General features: G+C 67.5%; 16 protein-coding genes. 10 read left to right on the plus strand and 6 right to left on the minus strand.

Features of this window, described 5'->3' with window-relative positions; translation table 11 throughout:
* Positions 1-36: 36 nt before the first annotated feature.
* Positions 37-1,248, minus strand: a complete 1,212-nt coding sequence (locus tag ABIA30_RS24435; RefSeq protein WP_370070234.1) for a protein kinase — start codon at positions 1,246-1,248, stop codon at positions 37-39.
* 31 nt (positions 1,249-1,279) lie between these two features.
* Between ABIA30_RS24435 and ABIA30_RS24440 the strand changes: the two genes are divergently transcribed.
* Complete coding sequence (locus ABIA30_RS24440) at positions 1,280-1,684, plus strand: Rv2175c family DNA-binding protein (RefSeq protein ID WP_370070236.1); 405 nt, start codon at positions 1,280-1,282, stop codon at positions 1,682-1,684.
* An 18-nt stretch (positions 1,685-1,702) separates the two neighbouring features.
* On the opposite strand, the gene ABIA30_RS24445 is transcribed toward ABIA30_RS24440, so the two are convergent.
* On the minus strand, positions 1,703-2,269 hold the full coding sequence (locus ABIA30_RS24445) for a TetR family transcriptional regulator (protein ID WP_370070238.1): 567 nt from the start codon (positions 2,267-2,269) through the stop codon (positions 1,703-1,705).
* 76 nt (positions 2,270-2,345) lie between these two features.
* On the opposite strand from ABIA30_RS24445, the gene ABIA30_RS24450 reads away from it, so the two are divergent.
* Positions 2,346-2,960 carry a class I SAM-dependent methyltransferase gene (locus ABIA30_RS24450; RefSeq protein WP_370070240.1) on the plus strand — a complete coding sequence of 205 codons (615 nt, stop codon included), beginning with the start codon at positions 2,346-2,348 and terminating at the stop codon, positions 2,958-2,960.
* Positions 2,961-2,962: 2 nt separating this feature from the next.
* Positions 2,963-3,352, plus strand: coding sequence for a PPOX class F420-dependent oxidoreductase (locus tag ABIA30_RS24455; RefSeq protein WP_370070242.1), 390 nt, complete (start codon positions 2,963-2,965; stop codon positions 3,350-3,352).
* Here ABIA30_RS24455 and ABIA30_RS24460 read toward each other — a convergent pair.
* The 4 genes from ABIA30_RS24460 to ABIA30_RS24475 form a co-directional block, all read right to left on the minus strand.
* The gene (locus tag ABIA30_RS24460) at positions 3,349-4,854 is read right to left on the minus strand and encodes an alpha-(1->6)-mannopyranosyltransferase A (RefSeq protein WP_370070244.1); all 1,506 of its coding nucleotides are present in this window, start codon (positions 4,852-4,854) and stop codon (positions 3,349-3,351) included. The genes ABIA30_RS24455 and ABIA30_RS24460 overlap by 4 nt on opposite strands.
* Before the next feature lie 3 nt (positions 4,855-4,857).
* Entirely contained in the window at positions 4,858-5,946 is a 1,089-nt protein-coding gene (idsA2, locus tag ABIA30_RS24465; protein ID WP_370070246.1) for a bifunctional (2E,6E)-farnesyl/geranyl diphosphate synthase, read from the minus strand.
* A 136-nt stretch (positions 5,947-6,082) separates the two neighbouring features.
* On the minus strand, positions 6,083-6,754 hold the full coding sequence (locus tag ABIA30_RS24470) for a DUF3153 domain-containing protein (RefSeq protein WP_370070248.1): 672 nt from the start codon (positions 6,752-6,754) through the stop codon (positions 6,083-6,085).
* A 19-nt stretch (positions 6,755-6,773) separates the two neighbouring features.
* Positions 6,774-7,367, minus strand: a complete 594-nt coding sequence (locus ABIA30_RS24475) for a GNAT family N-acetyltransferase (protein ID WP_370070250.1) — start codon at positions 7,365-7,367, stop codon at positions 6,774-6,776.
* 227 nt (positions 7,368-7,594) lie between these two features.
* On the opposite strand from ABIA30_RS24475, the gene ABIA30_RS24480 reads away from it, so the two are divergent.
* From ABIA30_RS24480 to murF, 7 genes are all read left to right on the plus strand, one after another.
* Positions 7,595-7,993, plus strand: a complete 399-nt coding sequence (locus ABIA30_RS24480) for a DUF3040 domain-containing protein (RefSeq protein WP_370070252.1) — start codon at positions 7,595-7,597, stop codon at positions 7,991-7,993.
* Positions 7,994-8,400: 407 nt separating this feature from the next.
* Entirely contained in the window at positions 8,401-8,835 is a 435-nt protein-coding gene (gene mraZ, locus ABIA30_RS24485; RefSeq protein ID WP_370070254.1) for a division/cell wall cluster transcriptional repressor MraZ, read from the plus strand.
* Entirely contained in the window at positions 8,810-10,009 is a 1,200-nt protein-coding gene (rsmH, locus tag ABIA30_RS24490; RefSeq protein ID WP_370070256.1) for a 16S rRNA (cytosine(1402)-N(4))-methyltransferase RsmH, read from the plus strand. The genes mraZ and rsmH overlap by 26 nt, the downstream gene beginning before the upstream one ends.
* Positions 10,009-11,103, plus strand: coding sequence for a hypothetical protein (locus ABIA30_RS24495; protein ID WP_370070258.1), 1,095 nt, complete (start codon positions 10,009-10,011; stop codon positions 11,101-11,103). Before rsmH ends, ABIA30_RS24495 begins: the two co-directional genes overlap by 1 nt.
* Positions 11,100-13,001: a peptidoglycan D,D-transpeptidase FtsI family protein gene (locus ABIA30_RS24500; protein WP_370070260.1), complete on the plus strand. Its 1,902-nt coding sequence runs from the start codon at positions 11,100-11,102 to the stop codon at positions 12,999-13,001. Before ABIA30_RS24495 ends, ABIA30_RS24500 begins: the two co-directional genes overlap by 4 nt.
* Before the next feature lie 43 nt (positions 13,002-13,044).
* On the plus strand, positions 13,045-14,574 hold the full coding sequence (locus ABIA30_RS24505) for a UDP-N-acetylmuramoyl-L-alanyl-D-glutamate--2,6-diaminopimelate ligase (protein WP_370070262.1): 1,530 nt from the start codon (positions 13,045-13,047) through the stop codon (positions 14,572-14,574).
* Positions 14,571-16,160: a UDP-N-acetylmuramoyl-tripeptide--D-alanyl-D-alanine ligase gene (gene murF, locus ABIA30_RS24510; RefSeq protein WP_370070264.1), complete on the plus strand. Its 1,590-nt coding sequence runs from the start codon at positions 14,571-14,573 to the stop codon at positions 16,158-16,160. The genes ABIA30_RS24505 and murF overlap by 4 nt, the downstream gene beginning before the upstream one ends.

Here is a 16,160-nt window from a genome sequence, read left to right on the forward strand (position 1 = left end):
GGAGGGCGACTGAATTCTCCGCTCAGCGGAGGGCGACTAGAACAGGCCCTGCAGGTTACTGCCGAGGGTCCAGGCGCCGGCGGCCACCAAGGCGGTCAGCGTCAGGATCACGATCACCCACACCAGTAGCATCCGCCGGGCGCGTTGCCGTGCCCATTCGAAATCCTCCAGGTCGATACCCGCGAATTGTTTTGCCACAACCGGGTTTTCGTTCGGTGCGGGATCCCATTCGTCGGGGTCCATGGTGAACTGCAGGGTGTGACTGGGTGCGGGCTTTGGCGCGGCCGCACGGTCGGTGGACACCGTCGTGCGCTCCGAGGCGGGCTGACGGGTGCGCTTGGTCGCCAGTGCGGAATGCTGTGCCGAGTTCTGTGGCGCCGGCACCCGGAATGGCGGCAGCTGCAGTTGCTCCACGATGGCCGCCAATTCGGCGCCCATGTCGTGGGCGTCGGTGTACCGGTCGGCCGGGTCACGGGCGGTCGCACAGGCCACCAGATCGTCCAATTGCTTTGGCACACCGGCGATTGCCGAGCTCGGCGGCGGGACGTCGTGGTCCAGTCGCTGGTAGGCCACCGTCAGCGGGTTGTCACCGGTGAACGGGGTGTTGCCGGTCAACAGCTCGTAGGCGAGGATGCCCACCGAGTAGACGTCGCTGCGCGGGTCGGCGTCGCCCGTGCCGACCTGCTCGGGGGACAGGTATGCGGCGGTACCGAGGATGACGCTGGTAGAGGTGATCTTCGCCTCGGCGACGGCCCGCACCAGCCCGAAGTCGGCGATCTTCACCTCGCCGGCATCGGAGATCAGGACGTTCTCCGGTTTGATGTCGCGGTGTACCAGACCCGCCTCGTGTGCGACTGCCAGTCCGGCGAGCACCGGCGCCAGCACCGCGACCGCGGCGTGCGGGGGCATCGGGCCCCGCTCGCGCAGCAGTTCGCGCAGGGTGCCGCCTTCGATCAGCTCCATCACCAGGAACGGATGTCGTCCGTCGGTCCCCTGGTCGTAGACCGCGACCAGGCCGGGGCTCTTCAGCCCTGCGGCGGCCCGGGCCTCGCGCTGGAAACGGGTCAGGAAGTGCTCATCACCGGCATAGCGGGAATCCATCACCTTGAGAGCGACGGCACGATCGAGTCGAAGGTCCAGTCCGCGGTACACCGTCGACATGCCACCGCCGGCGATCGTCGTGTCGACCCGGTAGCGGCCGTCCAGCACCGCACCGAGCAACGGGTCCGGTTGCGGGGATGGCTGCACCCGCCAATGGTACGGCCCTACAATCTGTGCGGTGAGTAGCATTCCGGCCGCAGATGACGTTCTCGATCCCGACGAAGCGGTCTACGACCTGCGGGCGGTGTCATCGCTACTCGGCCTTCCGGTGAGCAAGGTGCAACAGCAACTCCGTGACGGACACCTGATCGCGGTGCGCCGTAAAGGCGACCTGGTGGTGCCCAAGGTTTTCTTCGACAGCAGCGGGCAGGTGGTCAAGGCGTTGCCCGGTCTCTTGGTGGTGCTCAAGGACGGCGGCTACCACAGCACTGAGATCGTGCGGTGGTTGTTCACCCCGGATGAGTCGTTGACCGTGACGAAGGACGGCGGCACCGAGAAACTGGTCAACGCCCGGCCGGTGGATGCGCTGGACTCGCATCAGGCCCGCGAGGTCATCCGGCGCGCCCAGGCAATGGCTTACTAGCGGCCTGCCAATGGCGTACTAGCCCGGCGAGAGCAGGCCGGCAAGCAGTGGGGACATGATCCGCACGATGTCCTCGTCCGAGGCTGCGGCCAGGTCGGGGAACTGCAGCAAGTAGCGCTGGCTTGCGATGCCCATCAGTAGTGCGCTGAGCAGGGCCGCACGCAGCCGGGCATCGGGCGCGTCGATCGTTGCTGCCACCGAGCTGATGGCCTGATCGGTCACCTGGGTGCGCAGTAGTTCCAATGCGTCCGGGCTGGTCATGGCGGTGCGCAGCAGGACCGTCATCGGGCCATCGGGGTCCGCGGCCCAGGCGGTCAGCAGGCCGTGCAGGTAGTTCTGTGCGGTCGCGATGGGATCCGGCGTGGTCAGGTCATCGACCGGGACCGTCCACTGGACCGCCTCGCGGAACAGGTCCAGCTTGCTGCCGAAGTGTTTGATCACCGAAGCCTTGTCGACGTCGGACAACTCGGCGATACCGCGGATGGTGGCTTTCTCGTAGCCGGTCTCGGCGAATACCTTCCGCGCGGCCAGCAGAATCCGCTGCCGCGTGCGCTGTCCTTTGCGCTCTGGAGCCGGTGAAGTCATGACCGACATCCTTTCAGGGAACAAAAGTAAACGCTCGGTGCGTTATTCTGTCATCATTCAACTAGGAGGAAAGCAAATGTCGCAGGTGATCGATTGGGATGGCGCATATCGCAATGAGGACATGCCCGCATGGAACATCGGCGAACCGCAACCCGAGTTCGCCGCGCTGATCGACCGGGACGGGGCCATCCAAGGTGAGGTGCTCGACGCCGGCTGCGGATACGCTGAGCTGGCTCTCGCGCTGGCGGCTCGAGGGCGCACCGTGCACGGGATCGATCTGACACCCACCGCTGTCGCGGCCGCCACCGCCGCCGCAGCCGAACGGGGTTTGCGCACAGCAACTTTCGAGCAGGCTGACATCAGCTCCTTCGCCGGGCACGACGGGCGGTTCGGCACGATCTTCGACAGTGGCCTGCTCCATGCCCTGCCTGTCGAACTGCGTGACGGCTACCTGCGGTCCGTGCACCGGGCAGCGGCTCCCGGCGCGACCTTCTACATTCTCGCGTTCGGTGCCGGGGCCTTCCCGGATCACGACGGGCCCGGGCCAACCCAATTCACTGAAGACGAACTGCGACAGGTCGTTTCGATGCACTGGCAGGTGCGGAGCGTCCGTCCCGCGCAGCTGCAGGCCGGAACCGGCGCCGCGCGCGTCGGGCTGCCGGGACATCTCCTGGTCGCCCGCAAGGCGTGATAATGTCGTTCACACCTGCAGAGCAGGACTTCCTGCGTGCACAGCCGATCGGTCGCCTGTGCACCATCGGACCCGACGGGCAACCGCAGATCAGGCCGGTGGGAGTGCACCTGGGTCCGGGCGGGACCATCGACATCGTAGGCCACGCTCTAGCGTCAACTCAGAAGTGGCGCAACGTGATCGGTAATGCGCTGGTGGCGTTCATTGTCGACGAGGTCGATTCGGTGACGCCACCGCGGGCCCGCGGCATCGAGATGAGGGGCACTGCGCAGGTCCGGCCCGGTGAGGGCGGCACCGCCGACGGTCTCAGTGGCGACATCATCCGGCTGACCCCCGGCCGGATCATCGCCTGGGGTATCGACGTTCCGGGCACCCGGGCCCGGAACGTCTAGCTGACGGTCTCGGCGGCCGGCTCCGGCGCATGCGCCAGCAGGTACCACGCCGTCGCGGCGCACGCGGTAGCCAGCAATACGTGCAGCCACGAGTACATGCCGTGGGAGCCATCGGGTTTGAAGATCACCATGATCCACGTGGAGAAGCCCGCGATGGCCGCGATCGCGGCACGGCTCTGCAGCAGCGCCGAGGCGACGGCCAGCGGCCAGGTGTAGTACCAGGGCAACGCGGCCGGCACGAACAGCACCACCACCAGCATGGCGAGCGCGATGCCGATCAGCGCCTCCCGGTCGGTGTGGCGAAATCGCCACCACAGCAAGGGAAGTGAGATGCCGATGACGGCAATTCCGGTGATCCGGAGGACGTCGAGCACCGCGTAGAAGCTGACCGGCATGAACAACCCGCCGATCGCGTGGATCAGGTTCGCGGCGGCGGTGGGCACCGTCAGCCAGTTGATGATCTTCACCGAGCCGGCCAGTGCGGTCAGCCAGCCCAGCCCGACTCCGGCCAACAGTGACAGCACCGCGAACACCACCGAGAAGATCACGGCCGACGCTGCGGTTGCCGCGGCGAAGGCGGCCACCGGTCCCCAGGAGAATCGCTGCCGCAACTGCCGAGTCCACACCCACACCATGAACGGAAGTGCCAGTCCCGCTGTTGCTTTCACCGCAACGGCGACGGCGATCAAGCTGACGCCGGCGATCGGGCGAGCGCCGAACGTCAATGCGATGGCGGCCATCATCAGGCCCACCATGAGCATCTCGTTGTGTACGCCGCCCATCAGGTGGATGATCACCAGCGGATTGAGTACACAGATCCACAGCGCCGCAGCGCCATTCGCGCCGACGTGACGGGCCACCCGGGGCGCCGCCCAGATCAACATGATCAACCCCGGCAGCATGCAGAGCCGTAGCAGCATGGTGCCCTGCACCACATGATTGCCGACGATCATGGTGACGAACTTGGCCACCAGGATGAACGCCGGACCGTACGGGGCGGTCGTCGTGGTCCAGATCGGGCTCACGTTGTCCAGCAACGAATTCGGATTGTCCACCGGCCCGACGACATAGGGGTCCAGGCCATCCCGGAGCAACGCACCTTGCGCCAGATACGAATAGGTGTCCCGGCTGAACACCGGCGCGCTCAACAGCAGTGGCGCCAGCCAGAATCCTGTGGTGGCGATCATGGTGTACTCGGTGGCCGTGCGGTCCACCACATGTCGTCCCAGCCTCAGCCAGGCCATCAGCATCAAGGCGACCCCGGTCCATAACAGGATCGAGGACACGACCAGGCCGTGGCCGAACCTCAGCCAGGACAGGTGCAAGGTCTCCAACAGGGGGTCGTGCAGCCGGGTGCTGCCGGCACCGAGTCCGCCGAGCGCGATCAACGTCGCGCCCAGTAGTCCGAGCAGCGCCGGGCGACCTTCGGGCGAGGTTGCGAACGCGGACAGCCGGGCGATGGGACCGGGTGCCGGAGTATCGGTTGATACCGGGGTCGCCATGTCCTAGGCGGACCGGTTCGAGGCTCGACGGGCGAGTTCGGTCAGACCGACCTTGGCGGTCGGGTCGATCGGCGCGGCGTCCAGCGCGGCCAGGCCCCGATCGGTCAGCAGGCTGATCCGGTCCTCGACCGCGGCGAGTGCACCCACCGATTCGATGACCTGGCACAGCTCGGAGACCTGCGCGTCGGTCAGATCCGTGCCGATCGAGGTCCGCAGCTGCTTGGCCGCCGTCGGATCGGTATTCTCAGCGCGCTCAACAGCCTCAGCCAGCAGTACCGTGCGCTTGCCCGACCGAAGGTCGTCGCCGGAGGGCTTGCCGGTGACAGCCGGATCACCGAATACACCCAGCACGTCATCGCGGAGCTGGAACGCGATGCCCAGGTCGGTGCCTACCTCGTGGAAGATGCGCTGCACGTCGGGTCTGTCGGCCGCAGCGGCCGCGCCCAGCTGAAGTGGCCGGGTGACGGTGTACGAAGCCGTCTTGTACATGTTGACGTTCAGCGCCGAAGCCACCGTTTCGGCGCCACTGGCCTCGGCGACGATGTCCAGGTATTGGCCGCCCAGCACCTCGGTGCGAATGTGACCCCACACCTGCTGCACCCTCCGGTGCGCGTCGACGCCGATGTCGGTGCCCGCCACGACGTCGTCGGCCCAGGACAGTGCCAGGTCACCGAGCAGAATGGCTGCCGACAGCCCGAACTGATCCGCTGAGCCGCGCCATTGGCGCTCCTGGTGCAGCCGGGTGAACAGCCGGTGCGCGGTCGGAAGGCCGCGGCGGGTCGCCGAATCGTCGATGACGTCGTCGTGGATCAGCGCGCAGGCCTGCAGCAATTCCAGCGCGGAGAACAGGCGCAGCACGCTCGGGTCGGTGGGGTGGCCGGGGTCCGGGGCTACCGCGCGCCAACCCCAATAGGCGAAGGCCGGTCGGACGCGTTTGCCACCGCGCAGCACGAATTCTTCGAGCGCCTCGGTGAATTCGGCGTAGTCCGCGCCGATGTACGCACTCTCGCGGCGCCGCTCGCCGAGGTACGCACGAAGTTGTTCTGTGACAGCGTTCGCCAGCTCGCCGGCCGACGGAACCGCGGCATCCACGCTCAGCGGGCGCCCCTCTCCTGACCCTGATTCATCTGTTCTCCGATAGCCCGAAGTGCACTCAGCCTAGATTGTGCGATCGGACTTGTATGGCAGGCCTCGCCTTATTGGTTGTCTCCGACGACGTGACCTACTGCTACTGCTCACTACTACTGAAGCGCCGCGAGCGGTCGCGGCTGTTGTACGCGATGCCGCCGAGGATTCCGGCGACCGCGAGCGCGATGATCGCCATCCACACGGCCGCGTTGGTGAACGAGCGGGCACTGGGGTCGGTGTACTCGGCCTGTGCACGCATCGTGGACACCACGCCGGGCTTGAGCTTCCACTCGACGATGTCGCTGGCGACCCGGTTGCCGTTCGTGGACGTGACGTCGCCGGGGAAGGACACCGACAGTGACACGTCGGCGTCGGGGTCGTTGAGCGTGGTGAGGTCGACGCGGCCCTCCATGATCACCAGATCGCCAGCCCGGCGTAGCGAGATGTCGACACCGGCCGCATCGTGGTTCATGTTGGCCAGCTGGGGAAGTTCGGAGAACGTCAGGTCGGAGAACACCGCCTCGGAGCCGACGTAGTCATCCTTGCGGTAGTCGGAGATCGCGACCTTCGAGGCGAACGGCAGGTTGTTCGCCAGCTGCGGCCCCTTGTCGTCGGAGTCCTTGGCCTTGGATGCGGCGATGATCTGCCCGGATACCCGGTCGTCGGGGGAGACGGTGAGGGAGGTGTGGACCCGGACGCAGCCGACGGCCAGCGGCAGCATCAGTAGCAGCAACACCAGGGCCTGTAGGCGACGACGCGACACCCGAGTCATCGTGCCAGATCCGGTCGGCTCACAGCGGTAGTGGACGCCCGAGGATGGCGAACGGTCGGGGATCGCCGGCGAAGTAGTAGCCGCGGATCACGTCGGAGAAGCCCAGCCGGCGGTACAACCGCCAGGCCCGGTTCGACTCGCCGTGGATTTCCGGGGTCGACAACAACACGTGGGATTCGCCGCGTCCGGACAGCAGTCTGCGGGTCAGCGACTCTCCGAGTCCGAGCCCCTGGGCGCGCGGATGGATGTGCAGTTCGGTGAGTTCGAAATACCCGGTCATCAATTCATTGATGCGGTGGTCGGTGGCGCCGGTCCGGCGCAGACCCTGCACCACCTGCTGCTGCCACCACTGGTCGGGCGCGCCGCGGTAGCCGTAGGCCACGCCGACCAGCGGGGCCGAAGCCACGGCGGCGTCGTCCGGGGTGTCCGTGGCCTCGAGCTCCACCGCGGCGACGCCGTGCCAGCCGGCGCGACGAGTGTGTTCCAGCCACATCGACGCGCGTTGTCGTTCTGTGCCCCGCGGATAACGCATGGCATCGACATACACGGTCAGGGCGTCGTCGAGTCTGCGCTGCATGTCAGCCGGCGACAGATCGGTGAGGAACGTCGCCACGGTGATATGCCCTTCTGCGTCGGATCGCCCTGGAAGACCGAGGCGCCACCGGCCGATGCCGGTGCTGGCATTATCGGCCCGGCCCAGCGGGTCCGCGCCGAGGACTTACAATTCGGGAGTCTGAACAATGTGGTACAGGTCTGTATGACCTCGTATCATTACTGTTAGGTGCCCGTGACCGCGGGTGCGCGTGTTGGTGAACAACTGAGGGCCAATGGGAGGCACGGATGCCACTCTCCGATCATGAGCAGCGCATGCTCGACCAGATCGAGAGCGCCCTATATGCAGAGGACCCGAAGTTCGCTTCGAGTGTTCGCGGCGGCGGCATGCGTACTCCCTCGACCCGTCGCCGGATCCAAGGCGCCGGATTGTTTCTCGTCGGCTTGGCGATGTTGGTCGCCGGTGTCGCCTTCCGGCCGCTCTGGCTCGGCCAGCTGCCGATCGTCAGCGTGGTCGGCTTCATCGCGATGTTCGCCGGCGCGGTTTTCGCCGTCACCGGCCCGCGAGTAGCGGGCAAGGACCGTTCGATTCCTGTCAGTGGGGCGAAGGGGCCGAAGAAGGTGCGTGGTGGCGGCACGTTCACCAGTCGTATGGAGGATCGGTTCCGTCGTCGTTTCGACGACTGACACCGATTTTTCCTGCAAAGGGGTGGCCCGGATGGGCCGCCCCTTTTTTTGTTGTCCGGGGTTGGCGGGCCAGGTGATGGCCGCTACTGGCGCCACATTGTGACGTGCGACACGCCGATTGTTTGCTGATTCTTGGGGCTTTTGTGATCGCCGCGGATTGTCGAGGGTGCCGGCTCCCCGGCCCCCCACATTGCCCCACCGCATTAGATAACCCCGCTTGAACTGGGTATTTCCCTGTTTGCGCAGCGTATGGCGGTGCGTTGAGATGGCTGATCGAACGTCATTTGCGGGGTGGGTGGGGCAAACGAAGTCTTCTTAGGGTTCTGTGGGGAGAATTGTGGGGGAATGTGGGGTAATGTGGCTGACATCGGAGCGACCGGGGCTCCGGAACCGGCGGGAGGTGCCTGATGTTTCTGGGCACCTACACGCCGAAGCTCGATGACAAGGGGCGGCTCACGCTGCCCGCCAAGTTCCGCGACGCACTGGCAGGAGGGTTGATGGTCGCCAAGAGTCCAGATCGCAGCCTGGCCGTGTACCCGCGGGCCGAGTTCGAAGCCGAGATTGCGCGTCGGGTGGCCAGCACTCCGCGTAATGACCCCGCTGCCCGGGCCGACCTGCGCGTTTTCGCCGCAGGTGCTGACGAGCAACATCCCGATGCCCAGGGCCGTGTCACCCTGTCGCTCGATCACCGCCGCTACGCCGGATTGTCGAAGGAGTGCGTAGTGATCGGCGCGGTGGACTACCTGGAAATCTGGGATGCCGCCGCCTGGCACAGCTACCAAGAAACTCACGAAGAGAACTTCTCCGCGGCCAGCGATGAAGCGCTCGGAACTGCCCACTGACCCGAAGGCCCGTGCAACGTGGCCTCTGCCCGAACCGGCCCTGGCGTACTTCCCCAACGCCAGGTCCGCAATCTCGGACAGAGACCTCGTTGCAGGGGCCGAGCGGGTCGGGGGGATGACCCGGCTGGCCCGCACCCCGAAACTGACTGACCTTCCGGAGCTGATTGGGGGCGCTGAGTTGACCGAAAACCGGCCACACATCCCCGTTCTGCTGGAGCGCTGCGTCGAACTGCTCACCCCGGCACTGACCCGGCGTAGTCCCGATGGAAGTGGCGCCGTGCTCATCGACGCAACGCTGGGTGCCGGCGGACATTCGCAGCGATTCCTGAGCGACCTGCCCGGCCTGACCCTCATCGGCCTGGACCGGGACGAGACCGCGCTACGGCTGGCCGGCCAGCGCTTGGCGCCGTACGGCGACCGGGTCAAGCTGGTGCACACGCCGTATGACGGAATCGACGAAGCGCTGACCCAATCTGGTTACCGCGCAGGTGAATTGGACGCCATCTTGTTCGATCTCGGAGTGTCCTCGATGCAATTGGACCAGGCCGAACGAGGCTTCGCCTACTCGCAGGACGCGCCGCTCGATATGCGGATGGACCAGTCCACCGGACTCACCGCGGCCGACATCCTGAACACGTACGACGCCCGGTCGCTGAGCCGGGTGCTGCGCGAATACGGCGAGGAGAAGTTCGCTTCCAGGATCGCCGGCGCAATCGTCCGGGAGCGCGCCCGCCGTCCGTTCACCACCACCACCGAACTCGTCGAGCTGCTGTATGCGGTGATCCCGGCACCGGCCCGCCGTACCGGCGGGCATCCGGCGAAGCGCACGTTCCAGGCGTTGCGTACCGAGGTCAACGGTGAGCTGGAGTGCCTGCGCGGTGCGATTCCCGCGGCGCTGGCCGCGTTGCGTCCCGGTGGCCGGATCGCCGTCGAGGCGTATCAGTCACTCGAGGACCGAATTGTCAAGGGGTTCTTCGTCGAAGCGACGGCATCGCGAACCCCGGCCGGCCTCCCGATGGAACTGCCCGGCCATGAGCCGGAGTTCGTGTCGTTGACTCGCGGCGCCGAGCGTGCCGATGCCGATGAACTCGAGCTGAACCCGCGTAGCGCCTCGGTTCGGCTGCGCGCCTTGGAAAAAGCGGTAGTAAAGGTCGCCCGAATGGAAGGTTCGTGATGGCAAAACGACCGGCACCCCAACGCGACGGGCGGCGGGCGAGCACTGCGGCGAGTCCGGGGGAGCGCAAGCGGACTGCGGTGCGCGACAAGCCCGTTGGCCGCACGACGCGCGACGGCAAACGTGATGCCAAGGGTAAGCGCGACACCCGGCCACAGCGGTCGAAGCCCGTGGGCTCGGGCCCGCAGACTACGCCGGTGGCTCGACCCACCACGGCCCGGCCCAAGACCGCGGCCGCGGCCAAGGCCCGCGCCAAGGCGCGTAAGGCCAAGGCGCCCAAGGTGGTCCGCCCGCCGCTGCGGGACCGGCTGCTGGCCCGGATTGCCGAGATCGATCTGGACCCGCGCCGGCTGGTCACCCGAGTTCCGTTTGTGGTTCTCATCATCGGGGCCCTGGGCATGGGGCTCGGAGTGACGCTGTGGCTGTCCACATCGGCAGCCGAGCGGTCCTACGAGCTGGGTCGGGCGCGTGACGTCAATCAGGCGCTGCAGCAGCAGAAGGAGATGCTGGAGCGCGACGTACTGGAAGCGCAGGCGGCGCCCGCGCTGGCCGACGCGGCCCGCAACCTCGGCATGATCCCGTCCCGCGACACTGCACACCTGGTGCAGGATGCCAGTGGGAACTGGACCGTGATCGGCAGTCCCAAACCAGCACAAGGGGTTCCGCCGGCACCGTTGAACACCCCGTTGCCGCCGCAGGCTGCGCCCGCCCCGCCGCCTCCTCCGCCGCCGCCGGCTCCGCGGGTGATCGACCCGCGTGAATTGATGGTCCGGCAGCCCGACCCGGCCGTTGTTCCGGTACCTGGCGCTCCCGTCGCCGGTGTGCCCGTACCGGGTGCCCCGCTTGCGGTGCCTCCCGCTCCTGACGCCGCGACCGCACCGGTCGTCGTCCCGCCGGCTGCGGTGCCGTTGCAGGCTGGACCGCAGCCGTATCAGGTTGCCCCGCAGGCAGTTCCGGTGCCTCAGGCACTTGCTCCCGGCGCTCCGATCTGGGCCCCGTTGTTGGCTCAGGCCGCACCGGTTGTCGCTCAGCCCGCGCCAGTGGTCCAGCCCGTGCCCGCGGTCGCCCCGCCCGTGCCGGGCGCCACCGCATGAACCGCAAGGGTCGGCGCCAGCCACCGGTCGGCAAACCGCGTGCTGCCCAACCGCATTCGGCGAACCAGCGACGTACCCGCGAACCAGCCGTCGACGGCAGCGGGGGCTTTGCGTTCCGGCATCGCATCGGCAACATCGTCATCGTGCTGGTGCTGCTGATCGCAGCCGGTCAGCTGTTCAGTCTGCAGGGGCCACGGGCAGCGAGTCTGCGTGCCGAGGCCGCCAGCCAGCTCAAGGTCACCGATGTGCAAAAGGCGGTCCGGGGCAGCCTGGTTGACCGCAATTTTGCCAAGTTGGCCTACACCATCGAGGCCCGCGCACTGACCTTCCAACCGGTGCGCATCCGCCAGCAACTCACCGATGCCAAGGCCAAATCGCCGACCGCACCGGATCCGGATCAACGGCTCAACCAGATCGCGGTCGGGATCGCCGGGCTGCTGAACAACAAGCCCGACGCACAGATCTTGCTGAAGAAGATCAACAGCAAGGACTCGTTCGTATACCTGGCCCGCGCCGTCGACCCCGCGATCGCCGCGGCCATCGTCAAGAAATTCCCCGAGGTGGGTGCCGAGCGCCAGGACATCCGGCAGTACCCCGGTGGCTCGCTGGCCGCCAACATCGTCGGCGGCATCGGCTGGGACGGACACGGTCTGCTGGGCCTCGAAGATGCCTTGGACGCAAAGCTTTCCGGTACCGATGGCTCAGTCACGTACGACCGTGGTTCGGACGGCGTGGTGATCCCGGGCAGCTACCGCGACCGGCACGACGCGATGAACGGCGCCACAGTCCAGCTGACCCTCGATGACGACATCCAGTACTACGTACAGCAGCAGGTGCAGCAGGCCAAGGACATGTCCGGCGCGCACGATGTCTCGGCAGTGGTACTGGACGCGAAAACCGGTGAGATTCTTGCCATGTCGAACGACAACACATTCGACCCGTCGCAGGATCTGAGCCGCCAGGACGACAAGCAGATGGGCAACCTGGCCGTCTCCTCGCCGTTCGAACCGGGCTCGGTCAACAAGATCGTCACGGCGGCCTCGGTCATCGAGTTCGGACTGTCCAATCCTGATGAGGTGCTGCAGGTTCCGGGCACTCTCAACATGGGCGGCGTCACCATCCACGACGCCTGGGGCCACGGCGTGGACCCGTACACCACCACCGGCGTCTTCGGGAAGTCCTCGAACATCGGCACGCTGATGCTGGCCCAGCGGGTGGGCCCGGAGCGGTTCGCCGACATGCTCAACAAGTTCGGGCTGGGGCACCGCACCAATTCCGGATTGCCCGGCGAAAGCGTCGGTCTGGTGCCACCGATCGACCAGTGGTCCGGCAGCTCCTTCGCGAACCTGCCTATCGGACAGGGCCTTTCGATGACCCTGCTGCAGATGACCGGGATGTACCAGACCATCGCGAACGACGGCGTGCGGATGCCGCCGCGGATCATCAAGTCGATCGTCACCGCTGACGGCACCCATAACGACACCCCCCAGCCCGATGGCGTCCAGGTGGTGTCCGCGGACACCGCGCGCACCGTCCGCAACATGTTCCGTGCGATCACCCAGCGTGACCCGCGCGGCACCCAACAGGGCACCGGCTGGCCGGCGGCCGTCGACGGGTACCAGATCTCCGGCAAGACCGGCACTGCCCAGCAGATCAACCCGGCCTGCGGCTGCTACTACGACGACCACTACTGGATCACTTTTGCCGGCATGGCACCGGCGGACAACCCGCGCTACGTGGTGGGCATCATGGCCAACAACCCGCAGCGGAACCCCGATGGCACGCCGGGCCACTCGATGGCGCCGCTGTTCCACAACATCGCGGCATGGCTGCTGCAGCGCGAGAACGTGCCGCTCTCGGCGGATCCCGGTCCGCCGTTGGTCCTGCAGGCGACCTGACCTCCGCGGAGGGGTCCGGGCGAGCCGGTAGTGTGTCATGGCCATGTCTTCGCTGTCCTTACGTCCCGACCAGCCGGTGGGAGCCACGTTTGCTGCCCTGGTCGGGCAGACCGGGGCCGACGTCGCATTCGGGCAGCCCATGCCGGACCTCCGGCTCACCGGAGTGACCCTGCGCAGTCAGGACGTCATCGCCGGTGATTTGTTCGCCGCACTGCCCGGCGCGGCGGTGCACGGTGCCCGATTCGCTCATGATGCGGTCCGCGCGGGGGCCGCCGCGGTGCTCACCGATCCCGCCGGACTGGACGTGCTGGGCACGCTCGATGTGCCGGTATTGGTGCATCCCGAACCGCGGGCCGTGCTCGGTGAGGTTGCGGCGATGGTCTACGGGCATCCATCGCGCCGGGTGCAGGTCATCGGTGTGACCGGGACTTCGGGGAAGACCACGACCACGTATCTGGTGGAGGCCGGGCTGCGCGCCGCCGGCCGGGTGGCCGGGCTGATCGGCACAGTCGGGTTGCGCATCGACGGCGAGGACCTGCCCAGCGCGCTCACCACGCCGGAGGCCCCCGCGCTACAGGCTCTGCTGGCCGTCATGGTCGAACGCGGTGTGGACACCGTGGTGATGGAGGTATCCAGCCACGCGCTGAGCCTGGGCCGGGTCGACGCGGTCCGCTTTGCGGTCGGCGGGTTCACCAACCTGTCACGCGACCACCTGGATTTCCACCCGACCATGGCCGATTACCTGGACGCCAAGGCACGGCTGTTCGATCCGCAGTCGCCGACTCATGCCGAGGCGTCGGTGGTGTGCATCGACGACGAGGCCGGGCAGCAGATCGCCGGCCGCGCCGTCGACCCGGTGACGGTCAGTGCCGCCGGTGCCGGGTCGGGCTGGCGCGCAGCGCACATCGCTGCCGGTGATCGCGGCGGGCAACGGTTCACCGCCGTCGACCCCGGCGGCAATGAGCACCAGCTGCAGATCGCACTGCCGGGCGGCTACAACGTCGCCAACGCCCTGCTCGCGATCGCGCTGTTGGACGCGGTCGGGGTCAGTGCCGAGCAGGCCGGGCCCGGACTGGCCGCCGCCGCCGTACCCGGCCGCCTGCAGCCCATCGACCGCGGTCAGGACTTTCTCGCGCTGGTGGACTACGCGCACAAACCCGGTGCGCTGCAAGCGGTTCTGGATACCCTGCGGCCGCAGACCCGCGGCCGGCTGGCGGTGGTATTCGGGGCCGGCGGCAACCGCGACGCGGGCAAGCGCGAGCCGATGGGCCGGGTCGCCGCCGAACTGGCTGATCTGGTGGTGATCACCGACGACAACCCGCGCGACGAGGACCCGGCGACCATCCGGGCCGCGGTGGCTGCGGGTGCGGTGGGCGGCCGGGCGCAGGTGGTCGAGATCGGCGACCGACGCGGCGCCATCGACCACGCGGTGGCCTGGGCGCGAGCCGGCGACATAGTGTTGATCGCGGGCAAGGGGCACGAGTCGGGACAGACCAGCGGAGGCCGTACTCGTCCTTTTGACGATCGCGACGAACTGGCGGCCGCGTTGGATGCGTTGGAGTCGAGAGCATGATCGAGCTGACCCTGGCCCGGATCGCCGAGATCGTCGGCGGCGAACTGGCCGACATCACCGCCGAGCAGGCGGCAGCCACCGTGGTCACCGGGACCGTCGAGTTCGACTCGCGGGCGGTGACCCCGGGTGGGCTCTTCCTCGCGTTGCCGGGGGCACGTTCGGACGGGCATGATTTCGCCGCCGGTGCGGTCGCCGACGGTGCCGTCGCGGTGCTGGCGGCCCGGCCGGTCGGAGTTCCCGCCATCGTGGTGAAACCCGATGCCGGACAAGTTAATTCGCCCTCGGGGGCGCTGGCGCACGACACCGATGGCTCGGGTGCGGCGGTGCTGGCGGCCCTGGGCAAGCTGGCCCGGGCGGTGGCCGACGAACTGGCCGCCGGGCATTTGAGGATCATCGGGGTGACCGGGTCGTCGGGCAAGACTTCGACCAAGGACCTGCTGGCCGCGGTGCTCGCGCCGCTGGGTGAGGTGATCGCCCCACCGGGGTCGTTCAACAATGAGCTCGGACATCCTTGGACGGTGCTGCGGGCCACCACAGACACCGATTTCCTGGTGTTGGAGATGTCGGCCCGCCACCCGGGCAACATCGCCGCGCTGGCGCAGATTGCCCCGCCGTCGATCGGTGTGGTGCTCAACGTCGGTACTGCGCATCTGGGTGAGTTCGGCTCACGAGAGATCATCGCGCAGACCAAATCTGAACTACCGCAAGCTGTTCCGGCTTCCGGCGTGGTGGTGTTGAACGTCGATGACGGCGCGGTGGCGGCGATGGCGCAGGCGACCGCGGCGCGGGTGGTACGGGTGTCCCGGTCGCCGGGCGCCGACCTCTGGGCCGATGAGGTGGTCCTGGACGAGTTGGCCCGCCCGCGCTTCACGCTGCGCGCCGGCGACGAACAGGTCGAGGTCGCGCTCGCGGTGCACGGCGACCACCAGGTGTCCAACGCGCTGTGCGCTGCCGCGGTCGCGCTGGAATGCGGGGTGAGCCTGCGGCAGGTCGCCGACGCACTGGCCGGGGCCGGACCCGTCTCCAAACATCGGATGCAGGTCAGCACCCGCGCCGACGGTGTGGTCGTCGTGAACGACGCGTACAACGCCAACCCCGATTCGATGCGGGCGGGCCTGAAGGCCCTGGCCTGGATGACCAAATCGGCAGGCGCCGCCGTCGGTGCGCGGGTCCGCAGCTGGGCGGTACTGGGCGAGATGGGCGAACTCGGTGACGACGCGATCATCGAACATGACAGCATCGGTCGACTGGCGGTGCGCTTAGATGTGTCACGGTTGATCGTCGTCGGAACCGGGAGGGCTATGGGCGCCATGCACCACGGCGCGGTCATGGAGGGGTCATGGGGCAGCGAGGTCACCACGGTGCCTGACGCCGATGCCGCGTTGGAACTGCTGCGTGCCGAGTTGGAGCCCGGCGATGTCGTGCTGGTCAAGGCCTCGAATGCGGCCGGGCTGGGTTCGCTGGCCGAAGCTCTGGCCACCGGTAGTGGCGTGGGCCCTCGGGGCGAGCGAAGCGAGGGGAAAGTAGACCTGGGCGAGCGAAGCGACGGGGAAGTACACCGGGGCGAGCGAAGCGACGGGAAATGA

Source organism: Mycobacterium sp. MAA66 (assembly GCF_041261665.1).
Classification (GTDB): domain Bacteria; phylum Actinomycetota; class Actinomycetes; order Mycobacteriales; family Mycobacteriaceae; genus Mycobacterium.

Bases quoted from the DNA above. Each gene is read 5' to 3' on its own strand.
- ABIA30_RS24500 (WP_370070260.1), top strand. From the start codon at position 11,100: ATGAACCGCAAGGGTCGGCGCCAGCCACCGGTCGGCAAACCGCGTGCT.
- ABIA30_RS24445 (WP_370070238.1), bottom strand. From the start codon at position 2,269: ATGACTTCACCGGCTCCAGAGCGCAAAGGACAGCGCACGCGGCAGCGG.
- ABIA30_RS24470 (WP_370070248.1), bottom strand. From the start codon at position 6,754: ATGACTCGGGTGTCGCGTCGTCGCCTACAGGCCCTGGTGTTGCTGCTA.
- ABIA30_RS24480 (WP_370070252.1), top strand. From the start codon at position 7,595: ATGCCACTCTCCGATCATGAGCAGCGCATGCTCGACCAGATCGAGAGC.
- ABIA30_RS24505 (WP_370070262.1), top strand. From the start codon at position 13,045: ATGTCTTCGCTGTCCTTACGTCCCGACCAGCCGGTGGGAGCCACGTTT.
- ABIA30_RS24450 (WP_370070240.1), top strand. From the start codon at position 2,346: ATGTCGCAGGTGATCGATTGGGATGGCGCATATCGCAATGAGGACATG.
- murF (WP_370070264.1), top strand. From the start codon at position 14,571: ATGATCGAGCTGACCCTGGCCCGGATCGCCGAGATCGTCGGCGGCGAA.
- ABIA30_RS24455 (WP_370070242.1), top strand. From the start codon at position 2,963: ATGTCGTTCACACCTGCAGAGCAGGACTTCCTGCGTGCACAGCCGATC.
- rsmH (WP_370070256.1), top strand. From the start codon at position 8,810: ATGAAGCGCTCGGAACTGCCCACTGACCCGAAGGCCCGTGCAACGTGG.
- ABIA30_RS24460 (WP_370070244.1), bottom strand. From the start codon at position 4,854: ATGGCGACCCCGGTATCAACCGATACTCCGGCACCCGGTCCCATCGCC.
- mraZ (WP_370070254.1), top strand. From the start codon at position 8,401: ATGTTTCTGGGCACCTACACGCCGAAGCTCGATGACAAGGGGCGGCTC.
- ABIA30_RS24495 (WP_370070258.1), top strand. From the start codon at position 10,009: ATGGCAAAACGACCGGCACCCCAACGCGACGGGCGGCGGGCGAGCACT.